We start from the raw sequence: 12,046 nt of genomic DNA, 5'->3' as shown, positions 1-12,046 counted from the left end.
CCATGAAAATTGTCGCATTCATACCGGCCAAAGGCGATAGCGAGCGGGTCCCTGGCAAGAACCGGGCGATCCTTGACGGTGAGCATTTGTTTAAGCGCAAGCTGCGACAAATGCTCGATTGCAAGCTTATCAATGAGGTGTGTCTCGACACAGAAGACGCCGGGCTCGCAGCGCTCGCGGATGATTTGCCTGTCACATGGCTTAAGCGTCCCGAAGCCCTCGCCAGCAATGCAACTGATGGGCATGAGATGTTCGCATGGGAGTGCAGCCAGCGGCCTGAGGCTGATATCTGGGTCCAAGTGCTTTGCACCGCGCCTTTTGTAACGGCAGATACCCTCACCCGGGCGCTCAAGGCGCTGCTTGCCAATCCGCACGCTGACAGCCTTGTGGGCGTGACGCGCGCAAAGCAATATTGCTGGGCCAATGGCGCGCCCGAATACACAGACAGCAAGGGCCGCATACCCAACAGCGTTGACCTTCCCGATACGATTGCCGAGGCGATGAGCCTTTACATCGTGCGCAAGGGAGAAGACGGCGCGCTTCCAGGCCGGCGCTATGGTGCAAACCCGATCCTGTTTGAGCTTGATCCGATCGAACAGGTGGACATCAACACACACGCCGACCTTGCCGTTGCTGAGACCATTGCAGCCGGTCAAAGAGCGGCCGAAGCGGCCCGGTTTCGCGCGATGCTTGGCCATTTCTCCTCAACCGTTTTGGCAGACATTTGCAAGGAGATGGAGATCAACGCGGTTCTGCCATCCCATATTCGCCAAACCAGCGGCGGAAAGATCATGGGCCGGGCCAAAACCTTGCAACTGGGCAAGATTGATCCGCACGATCACAGCGATGCCTGGAAAGGCATTTACGGCGCGCTCCAATCCTATGACTTTGTGCGGCAAGGCGATGTCATCATGGTGGCCAATGAAGTGCCGGGGAGAGCCTATTTCGGTGATCTTAACGCAGGGCTTGCCACTCGTGCCGGGGCCGTCGGGGCGATAATCGATGGCGTGACGCGAGACACCGAAGACGTGCGCCGCCTTGGCCTGCCCGTCTTTGCGCACGCCAGTCATTGCAACGATATCAAGTTTGAAGGCACGCTCCTTGCGATGAACAAGCCGATTGAAATCGGCACTGTGCCCGTTTGCAATGATGATGTGGTGTTTGCCGATGAAGACGGCGTGGTTGTGGTGCCGCGCTCTTCTTGGAACACAGTTGAGGCCCGCGCCTGGGAGGTTCTTAGCAATGAGGCACAGATCCGATTGAATGCCGCACGCGGGCTCGACACCGGCGAAATCCTGAACCGGTTCGGCGCGTTTTAGGAGGCGGTGATGAAGTGTGTGACGATTGGCAAACTCCAAGTTGCAAACGATAAACCCTTGACCCTCATCGCAGGGCCTTGTGCGATGGAAAGCCGTGATCATGCGCTTGAAATGGCGAGCGGGCTTAGTGAGATTTGCGCCAATCTTGGCCTTGGCCTCATCTACAAATCCTCTTTCGACAAAGGGAACCGCACCTCCATAAATTCACCGCGCGGGATCGGCCTCACCACTGCGCTTGATGTGTTTGGTGAAATCCGCAGCACATTTGGATGTCCGGTCATCACAGATGTGCACGAGCCACATCAATGCGAGCGCGTGGGGGAGGTCGTGGATGTGCTGCAAATCCCCGCGTTCCTGTGCCGCCAGACCGACCTTCTTCTTGCCGCTGGTCACACGGGCTGCGCGGTCAATGTGAAAAAGGGTCAGTTCCTTGCGCCATGGGACATGGCCAATGTGGCAGACAAAATCGCAAGCACCGGGAATTCAAACGTCCTCTTGTGCGAGCGCGGCAGCAGCTTTGGCTATAACACGCTCGTCAACGACATGCGCGCCGTCCCGATTATGGCTGAGACGGGCTATCCGGTGATTTTTGATGCGACCCATTCGGTCCAGCAACCAGGCGGCAATGGAACCTCATCGGGAGGGCAGCGCGAGTTTGTGCCCCATCTTGCGCGCGCCGCCGTTGCCATCGGGGTTGCGGGGCTCTTTATTGAGACCCATCAAGACCCCGACACAGCCCCCAGCGATGGCCCGAATATGATCCCATTGCGCGAGATGGAAGGCCTTCTCAAAACACTTCTGGCTTTTGATTGTCTCGCCAAGCAATAGCCTTTAAAAGTATCACATCACGCCCAGAGATTTCGGTGGTTGCCTGACCTGATCCGCTTAACGACGTCATTTGGCCTCGCCTCATGGGCATTTCGTTGTAAGGCTGTACGGCACAACGAAACGGGGCAAATACACAGTGAAGCGATTGCTGGATTGGATTAAGCGGCACCCAATCATCACGGGCGTCATTGCGCTGGTGCTGATCTTGATCTTGTGGGGCCTCCTCTCGCCAAGGGAGCGGGGCTACGAATATGTCGTCGAGGAAGCGGGCACAGGTGAGGTTGCCCGCGTTGTCTCCGCAAGCGGCACCTTGCGCGCATTGAACACAATCAATGTAGGCGCTGAGGTTTCAGGCCAGATCACCAATGTCTATGTCGATTTTAATTCGCCTGTTGCAGCTGGCGAATTGCTTGCGGAAATTGACTCCACGAGGCCCCGCGCCCGCGTAACCCAAGCCCGTGCGCAGGTGGACCTCGCGCGTGCGACCCTTTTGCAGGCTGAGGCTTCGATTGCGCGCTCGCGGACCGATGTGGAGGTCCAGACACGTGAATATGATCGCCGCAAAGAGCTTTCTGAGAAAGGCTTTGTGTCAGGGGCAGGCCTTGATCAGGCCGAGAATGCGCTGGTTTCAGCCAAGGCCAATCTCAGCTCCGCTCAGGCCCAAGCCCAAAGCGCGCGCGCTCAGATTGCGCAAAGCATGGCCGAACTTGAATCAGCGCGGCTCGATCTGTCCCGCACCCGTATCATTGCACCCACAAGCGGCGTTGTGATCGACAAGCTGGTGGAACCGGGCACGACGGTTGCGGCCAATTTCCAAACCCCCAACCTCTTCACGATTGCCGCAGACACAAGCCGGATGCAGGTCGAGGCAAGCGTGGATGAAGCCGACATTGGCCAAGTGCGCGAAGGCCAAGATGTGCGCTTTACGGTCGATTCTTACCCCGATGCAGAATTCGTCGCCAAGGTGCAGCAAATTCGTCAGTCCGCGACGCAAAACGGCAACGCGGTGAGCTATCTGGTTATTCTTGACGTCGACAATTCAGATGGACTTTTGCTGACCGGTATGACGGCCAATGTTGAAATCATCACCGGCGCTAAGAAAGATGTGTTGCGAGTGCCGGTCGCCTCGACACGCTTTTTACCTCGCGACCAGGACCGCGCTGAGCAAGAAGAGGACGGGGCAGAAGGCGAGGGGGACGGTGCAAAACAGGCGTTTGTCTGGGTTCCCGGCGATGAGCCATACAAGCCCCGGCGTGTGCCCGTTGAGTTGGGGCTTGAGGGTGAGGACTTTGTTGAGATCACTGGCGGGCTTGAAGTTGGGCAATCTGTGCTTGTGCGCTCGAAGAGCCTAACCGGCGATGGCTCGGATGAGGGATCGTAAGCTTGGCCATGGAGGATACCACAGGCCATCCGCTCATCGAGACCCGCGAGCTTGTCAAAAGCTACAACCTTGGCGGCGAGGTGATCCATGCGGTCAACGGGGTTTCGCTTTCGATTGAGCGGGGCGAATATGTGGCGATCATGGGGACGAGTGGATCTGGCAAATCCACTTTCATGAACATGATCGGGTGCCTTGATGTGCCGAGTTCTGGCCAAGTCCTGATCGATGGAACACCCACGGCATCCATGACGAGCGATGATCTGGCGGTACTGCGCAACCAAAAAATTGGTTTCGTCTTTCAGCAGTTCAATCTGCTCGCGCGAACGTCGTCCATCGACAATGTGGCGGTGCCTTTAATCTATTCTGGAATTGAGAAAGCAGAGCGAAGAGCCCGCGCAACGGATAAGCTGATCGATATGGGGCTGGGCGACCGTCTCCTCAACACGCCAGCGAAGCTCTCGGGCGGGCAACAGCAACGCGTGGCCATTGCAAGGGCGCTTGTGACAGAGCCGCTTGTCCTGCTTGCCGATGAGCCAACCGGCGCGCTTGATACGCGCACGAGTGAGGAGATCATGGCGATCTTCGAAAGTCTCAATGCAAGCGGCATTACGGTGATCGTGGTCACTCACGAGGATGAAATCGCAGAGCATGCCAAACGCCGGATTGAGTTTCGCGATGGCAAGGTGATCGAAGACCGCGCCGTTGAGGGCCGCACTATTGCAGCCAGCGCTCCCGAGGCAGAGGAGGCGTAATGGCAAGCGCGCCTGCCAAACCAGACCTCGCCAAGCCAAGGCGCGCAAGTTTCCTCAGCAGTTGGGGTGTCAACATTGCGATTGCGCTTACCGCGCTTCGAACCAATTTGATGCGCTCGATCCTCACTATGCTGGGCGTGCTAATTGGCGTGTTTGCTGTGACTCTCGCGGTTGCGGTGGGCAATGGTGCGAGCGATGCGGTAACCGAGACGATCAACCGCTTTGGATCAAACATGGCGATCCTTGTGCCAGCGCCAAACAATGAGGAAGGCGGTCCTCCGCGACGCAGTGACATTCGCGGTCGGCTTACTGCGCGCGACCTCAGCGCAGTCGAACGCGAAGTGCCCAATATCCGAGCGCTTGCCCCGCAATTGCGACAGCAAGTTGATTTGATCGTAGCGGGAGGAAACACCTCATCTCAAGCAGTGGGAACGTCTCCCGGGTATGGGCAGGTGACAAGCCAACTTGCCGACCGAGGGAGGTACATTACCAAAGCAGACGTGCGCTCTTCTGCCCGCGTCTTGGTGCTTGGCCGAACGGTTGCCAAAGACCTTTTTGGCGAGTTTGATCCCATTGGTGAGAAGGTGCGCGTCAACAATGTGCCCTTCCGGGTGATTGGCCTTCTGGAGGAGAAGGGATCAACGCTTGGCGATGACCAAGACGACACTTTGATCATGCCAATCAGCACCATGCGTCAGCGTTTCGTCGGTGACACTTTACCGGGACCTGACGATTTACAGCTCGCCTTTGTGGCCTTTCAAGAAGATGCGTCTTTGTCCGAAGGCAAAGAGGCCATCGTCACTGTATTGAAAGACAGATACCGGGTGAAACCGGGCGAAGTCAGCCCGTTTACCGTTCGAACGACGGAAGAGTTTGTCGAACAAAGCAATTTTGTGACCGGCATTTTGCAAGCGGTGCTTGTCTCGATTGCGTCGATCTCGCTTTTGGTGGGCGGCATTGGCATTATGAACATCATGCTGGTGAGCGTTACCGAACGCACGCGTGAAATCGGGCTTCGCATGGCGCTGGGCGCGAAGAAGAGCGATATTCGCAATCAGTTTTTGGTCGAGGCCGCAGTTCTCTGTGTCCTTGGCGGCGCGGTCGGCCTTGTGCTGGCGTGGCTCGCGGGGACGGCTCTTACCGCTTATGCGGATTTTCCGGTTCCTATCGGAATAGGCGTGGCGCTCGGCTCAATAGCTTTCTCAGCCATGCTTGGATTGATTTTCGGCAGCTACCCGGCAATCCGCGCCTCGCGCCTGTCGCCAATTGAGGCGCTTCGAACAGAATAAGCCGACCCAAGACGCCCCAGCGCGGCATCTAACCACGCCTCCTAACAGCATTTGTCATAACCGTAACACTGCTTGTCAGCGGACTTGTCTGTGCGCCCGCCCCATAGCCGCGATGCAAGGTTCCTCATGGAGCCGATCAAGGGTGATTAGGGGCAATAACATGAAACCAGTCTTCAAAACCGCTGTGAAAGCAGCCCTGCTGGGTGCAGGCGCGCTCGTAGCAACACTACCGATGAGCGCGCAGGCGCAAGACGCAAACGGCGCGTTTGAAGCGCTCAATGCGCAAGTGGAAACAAGAGCAGGCGATCCGCAATTTGACTATCAGCTTGGAATAGCGGCTCTGGACGCAGGCCGGTTTGGTGATGCGATCATTGCGTTCCAACGGGTGCTAGCGGTTCAGCCGACCAATGCAGCAGCGCGCGCTGAGCTTGCTCGCGCCTATGCGCTAGCAGGTGATATCGACACCGCGCGCGAGCAATTTGCGACCGTTGTCGATGATCCAACACTCCCAGACCCGGTGCGCCAACGCTTTACCGGCTTTGTGCGCCAGTTCGACAAACAAATCGCAGGCGGCGGCTCGGACGTTAGCGGCTTTGTCGAGGCCCGGGTTGGCTATGATGACAATATCAACAGCGCCACACAGCTTGATACGATCGTGATCCCGCTGTTCAGCTTCCTTGGAGCAGGACAGCTTGGCGCGAATGCAATTGCGCAAGACGATGAGTTCTACGAGGTCAATGCAGGCGTCTCCGGCGTCACTGCCATCGGCCGTCAAGATCGACTGTTCGCATCGGCTCTGGGCAGCTGGCGCGATAACTTTGATAGCAGCGCTTTTGATCAGGCCGCGCTTACCGGCACTGCTGGATATGCGCACACTTTTGCCAATCGCGACGTTATCTCGCTTTCTGGTCAGGTGCAGAAATTCTGGCTCGACCGCGATGGTTTCCGCACCAGCTATGGGGCGATTGCACAATATACAAAGCCGCTTGAAAATGGCCGCGCTCTCACCGTTTCGGCGCAGTACAATCGGCTCGACTTTGACAATGATCCATTGCGCGATGCAGATCGTTTTGCAGGCGGTGTCGGCTATGTCGGCAAGAACTTTGCCATTAACGTAACCGGCGGCAAAGAAGAGACCCGCAGGCAAGCTGGCGATGCGCAAAGCTTCGCCTTTGCAAGCGCAAATGTCGGCGCAGAAGTGCCAGTGGCAAAGCGCGTGGCAGTCGTTGGCGGGGCAGCCTTTGACCTTCGCCGATATGACGCACCCGACCCTTTGTTCCTGACAGAACGCAGCGATGAACGCCTTGATCTTCGCGCCGGGGTAAAGGTTGCCGTCCTCGACCAGCTCTTCCTCCAGCCCACCGCCACATACACCCGCAATTGGAGCAACATTGCTCTGTTCGATTTCGAACGCTGGACCGTCTCGGTCGCTGCGCGCTTTGAATTTTGATCCGCTTTTTCTGGAGTATCTGACATGACTTCCATTCACACCACTTCATCACGTTCGCTGCGGATCCTTTTGATCGGCGCATCAAGCCTTGCCCTGTCAACACCTGCCCTTGCCAATACAGTAATTTTCCCAAGCTCTGGTGTCGATGTTCAGCCCGGGCAGCGCACGACGCAAACCAGCGGCATCGCGCAAATTAAACTCACCTCTGGCGCCATGGTCAGCATCAGTGAGGGCGCTGAATACACCATCAACGATGATGGTTCGATCGATCTTCACAAGGGCTCCATCACTGTTACCGGTGCGCCTCGTGCACGCGTGGATATCCGGATGCCCGGCGATGTTGCGGGCCAGATCGTTGGCACCAATTCATCGGCAAGTTTCACCGTTAATGAAGACGGCAGTTCCTCAGGCCACACGCTTACCGGTGTCGTGCGCGTGAGCACCGATGGCAAACGCCGCAAACCCTATCGCGAAGGGCAAATGTGGAAGGCTGAGGCAGGCGAAGCGCCTGAGCGCACGATTGCCAACGCGCCGGTCGTACAGCCAAGCGCAGAACCCGGCGTGGATGAGGTTTTGGCGATTGCGGGCGATGCCGGACCCGCGAATGCCGCGCTTAATGGTATTCCGGTCACGCTGGGCGATAGTCTTGCCGGTGCCGGTGCTTCAGCTGATATCATTGAGGCAGGGCGCCGGGTCGAGGCTGCGGTAGCCAACCCGACTATCGATCGTTTCCCAAGCGGTGATCTGGCGCTTTTGGTTGCCGCCGCCGCTGACCTTGAGGGCGTTTATGGCGGAACGCCGTTTAACGCGGCGCAGGCCGATATTATTCGGACCTATCTCAGCTTTCTTGCAAGCGGGGCGTCGGGTGCAGATTTCCTCACCTCATATGCCAATTTCACGCTCGGCTACCTTGAATTGATCCGGGTTGGCGGCGTGCCCAGTGGTTTTGCATCCGGCGTTGCACGGCCCGCAGACATTGACGCCTATTTGGCCTTCATCACGCGTACGGGGGCAATTTCGGCCTTGGGTGATCAGGACCGCGCACTTGCCGATGCCTATTTGGCGTTCCTTGCAAGCGGCCAGAACCGCGATCTATTCGCGGCGTCATTCACCGATCTGACGGCCGCTTATTTCGCCTTCTTGCGCAGTGGCGGGGTGCCAAGCGAGTTTACAGGAGCCAGCCAAGACGCGCTCGCCCAATCCATCGCTTTCCTCCAACAAAGCGGACTTCTGGTGCAACTTAGCGCCGCTGATCAGGCCCTCATCGCTGCGTTCCTTGAGAACGGAGGGATTGAGTTTGCAGCTCAGTTCCAAACTGCACTTGGTGGCTATTTTGCCTTCCTTGCAAGTGGGCAGCGGCCAAGCGACTTTACCGAGCTCGATCAGGCAACTTTGCGAGCCTATTTGGAGACGCTTTCAAACACCGGGCTATTGGCGAATTTGCAAGGCGATCAGGCGCAGTTCTTCGCCGAATATCTCGCTTTCCTGCGGGCTGGCGGTGATGTGGACGCATTTGCAGGCCTGCCTTCGAATATCTTTGCAGGGTACCAGACTGACCTTGCAGCTTATTTCGAATTTCTGGAAAACGGCGGCATTCCATCGGCCTATCAACCGCTCTCTCAAGAGGTCATTGCGCGGTATATCGCAGAGCTTGAAGCAGCAGGCGCCACGCAAGGGTTCCTCGGCGAATTGGCGATGTTCTATCAGGATTACTTCGCGTTTGTGTCAGGTGGCGGAAATCCCGACAATTTCGCAGGGCTCCCCGTGCCGCCAGACTTCCCGGCATTTGCAGCCGCTCTCAATGGCTATGCCACTTTCCTTGCGGCAAATGGGCTACCCTCTGACTTTACCCAGACTGATCTGACCCGGCTCCAAGAGCTGCTTGCAATTCTTGAAGATGCGGGCCGAGTGGATGAGCTTCTTGGTGCTAACGCCGATCTTCTCACCGCCTATTTCGATTTTATCGGCAATGGCGGTGCGGTCGATGGGTTTGCGGGACTTCCGGTTTTTGCCGACTACGTGGTGCAGCTCAACGCTTACTTTGCATTCCTCAATGCAGGAGGCTTACCGGCTGATTACACCGTTCTCGATCAGGCGACTTTGAACGACTATCTCGCAGCGCTTGCGAACGCTCAAGGCGGCCTTGTCGGGTTTGGCGACCTGAATGCGTTTTTTGCCGATTACGCAGCCTTCGTGCTTGCAGGCGGTGATCCGGTGAACTTTGCCGGTCTGCCGATTTACGCGCAATATGTGGCTGACCTGAACGCCTATTTCGCATTCTTGGCGGCGGGCGGTGTGCCCAGTGAGTACAACGTCATTGACTTGGCGACACTGGAGCAATTCCTCGCAGCTCTTGCCGCGCTTCAGGGCGGCTTGGCAGGTTTTGATGGTCTCAACGACTTCTTCATCGATTACTTCGAGTTCCTTCAGGGCGGTGGCAACCCGGACAACTTTGCAGGGCTTCCGGGCGATGGCAGCGTGACTTTTGCCAATGCTGGCGTCTTTGATGTAACGCGTGGTGGTTTTACGACCGACAGAAATGCTTCAGCAGAGGTGGAGGCCGACGGACAAATCACGTCTGTGTCGTTCAGCAATGGTCTCACACGCGATTACACCGCCGTTGGCGATTTGGCGCGTGAGCGCGGGCAAGTTCAAGACGTTATTGCCTGGACGCGCTATGAGCGCGGAGCATCAAGCGGCGGCGTCACCAATTTCAACACGCATGTCATTGCTGGCGACCTTGCGACCGATTTGCCGGTCAGCGGCCTTGTTACCTATGGCCTTGTGGGCGGAACCGAACCGACTGACCTATTTGGTGATGCTGGATCAACCGGCTTCTTCGATGGCGAATTGGCTGTCGCTTTCGGCACGACCCCGCGTATCGGAGTTGAACTTGAGATATTCACCGGATCGCGCGGTTGGTCTGCCTCAACCAATGGCGGCATAGCCAACACGGCAACCGGCGGCTTTAACATCGATGCAGACAACACTTTTGCATTCGCTCCCACGGTTACCGGCCTCGAAGGCGACACATGTGAGACATTTTGTGCAATGACGATCACCGGTGGGCTGTTCGGCTCTGGCGCAAGTCATGCCGGTCTCACATACTTCCTTCAGGACAGTGTTGGCACTGACGGGCAAAGCATCGTCACCGGTTCTGCGGTGTTCGGGTCTGGTGCCGACGGGGTCGGTGGCATCGGAACGCGTCCGATCATTTCTGTGGGCACTGAAACTGTGCTTGAAAGGGCATATGCTCTTTCAACTTACCCGATTTCCTCTGACCGCTCGCGTTTGAATTCAGCGACGATTTCGCCTGATGGCGTGATCACTTCCTTGATCAATACGCGCGGTTTTGCCGAGTTCTTGTCGGGTGCCTATGGCGCGGGCTTCAACGCATCAGTGCCTTTTGAAGTCAAAGAAAAAGGCGGCGTCGAGGGGGTTATGGCATGGAATTCGTATTTCGTGCCCGACATCAATACGACTTTGAGTGTTGGGACAACCAACTTCACCGGTCATCTGATCGTAGGGGTTGAAGCGTTCAATCTGCCAACGATGGGGCAGGTCACATACAATTTGATCGGCGGCACTGCTCCAACCGATGCCAATCTTCCAGCGGGAACGTCCGGGTTCTTCGAAGGCGCGCTTGCGATTGCATTCGGGTCAGCACCGACGGTTGGTTTCGAGTTCGATATTTGGAGCAATGGCAACGGCGCTCGGTTCACCACCAATGGCGGGCTGGACGACGCCTCACAAAGTGGCATCCCTATCAGCACGTTTTTTGGCAATACATTCAACACATCTGCCAGCAATGGCGGGCCGGGCGCTATCGAAGGTGTCGGGATCGGCGGCGATGCTTGTGCCGACTCAACATGCTTCTTGTCAGTCCAAGGCGGTGTTTATGGTGACGGCGCTAGCCATGTGGGCTTGGTCTATCAGGCTTTTCAAACCGGAACCGGGACAGACTATCGTTTCCGTGGGTCCGCTGCTTTTGCTGCAAATGGTCCATTTGTCGATGGAGTTGGCGATGTATCAGCAAAGGGCTCTGTCACCGGGAACACTGGCGATTTCACGGGTACGCGCACAGACCAAGTCTATTACACCTATCTTGATGGCTCGCTCGCTTCGGGTTTCGGAGGATCAGCCGACTTCGTAAATGGTGAGGTCACAGGTCTGACATCTGCTCTTGGAACAATTTCCAGCAACGATGCGACAATTGTGGAAGCCACTGATCTGGAACAGATTGCTTGGGCGCGTTGGACAGATGGCACCGTCGAGACACGTGGCCTCTTAGGCAATATCGACAGCGTCATTGGGCCCAATGGCGGCTATCATGTGATGACGGGCGAGGTGACCACAAGCCTTCCCGGAGGAACGATTTCCTATGAGCTCATCGGTGGAACCTCTGCGACCGACAATGCAGGCTCTGCCCCGGGATCAGTGACAGGCGATCTTGCCATTGCTTTTGGGTCGGTGAACCGAGTTGGCTATGACCTTTCCATGGACGTTGGCGGGCGCAGCTGGTCGGTTTCTACCACTGGCGGCGCGGCCAATCCGGGCGATAGCGAGATCAATCTGGTCTCAGGCAGTGCAGGCTTCACTTTCGGCGGCGCATTCACCAGCACTGCGGGCACGGTGACCTCAACCGGAGACACCTGCACGCCGGGTTGCTTCGTCAATGTCAGTGGGACGCTTTACGGCGATAATGCGGCTTATGCGGCTCTGGCCATGAATGTGACGGACAACAACTCCACCGGAGTTACAACAGCGTCTGGCCTTGCGATCTTCGGTCAAGAAGGGGCGTCAGCATCAGCGGTGAAGCAGGCGACATCTACCGATTGGTCGCGTTGGACGAGCCCGCAGACCACCACCACGGCCTCTATCGATCTTGGGCCTGAGACCTTGGCCTCAAGCCCCGTGCAGCCACGAAGCCCCGTCCAACCGTCCGCTCGTGCTGAGGCTATTGCGGAGGCGCAGGCGATGATGGGCGGCATGATCAGTTGGGGCGATGCTGCACGCCAATAAGGGGG

7 protein-coding genes are annotated in these 12,046 nt (G+C 57.1%); all 7 read left to right on the top strand.

Annotation, left to right across the window (positions count from 1 at the left end):
- Positions 1-2 precede the first annotated feature (2 nt).
- The 7 genes from AC0V61_RS04375 to AC0V61_RS04345 all read left to right on the top strand — a co-directional run bounded on the left by AC0V61_RS04375 (position 3) and on the right by AC0V61_RS04345 (position 12,041).
- Positions 3-1,319: an RraA family protein gene (locus AC0V61_RS04375; RefSeq protein WP_486156052.1), complete on the top strand. Its 1,317-nt coding sequence runs from the start codon at positions 3-5 to the stop codon at positions 1,317-1,319.
- Between the two features lie 9 nt (positions 1,320-1,328).
- Positions 1,329-2,147, top strand: a complete 819-nt coding sequence (gene kdsA / locus AC0V61_RS04370) for a 3-deoxy-8-phosphooctulonate synthase (protein ID WP_486156051.1) — start codon at positions 1,329-1,331, stop codon at positions 2,145-2,147.
- Between the two features lie 136 nt (positions 2,148-2,283).
- Entirely contained in the window at positions 2,284-3,528 is a 1,245-nt protein-coding gene (locus tag AC0V61_RS04365; protein WP_486156050.1) for an efflux RND transporter periplasmic adaptor subunit, read from the top strand.
- Positions 3,529-3,536: 8 nt separating this feature from the next.
- Entirely contained in the window at positions 3,537-4,280 is a 744-nt protein-coding gene (locus AC0V61_RS04360) for an ABC transporter ATP-binding protein (protein ID WP_486156049.1), read from the top strand.
- A complete protein-coding gene (locus AC0V61_RS04355; protein WP_486156048.1) occupies positions 4,280-5,569 on the top strand; it encodes an ABC transporter permease in 1,290 nt (429 codons plus the stop codon). The genes AC0V61_RS04360 and AC0V61_RS04355 overlap by 1 nt, the downstream gene beginning before the upstream one ends.
- A 160-nt stretch (positions 5,570-5,729) precedes the next feature.
- On the top strand, positions 5,730-7,019 hold the full coding sequence (locus AC0V61_RS04350; RefSeq protein ID WP_486156047.1) for a tetratricopeptide repeat protein: 1,290 nt from the start codon (positions 5,730-5,732) through the stop codon (positions 7,017-7,019).
- Positions 7,020-7,043: 24 nt separating this feature from the next.
- The gene (locus AC0V61_RS04345; protein ID WP_486156046.1) at positions 7,044-12,041 is read left to right on the top strand and encodes a hypothetical protein; all 4,998 of its coding nucleotides are present in this window, start codon (positions 7,044-7,046) and stop codon (positions 12,039-12,041) included.
- Positions 12,042-12,046 lie beyond the last annotated feature (5 nt).

The sequence above is a fragment of the Erythrobacter sp. JB1-4 genome (genome assembly GCF_057365025.1).
This window is presented reverse-complemented; position numbering and strand designations above follow the sequence as displayed.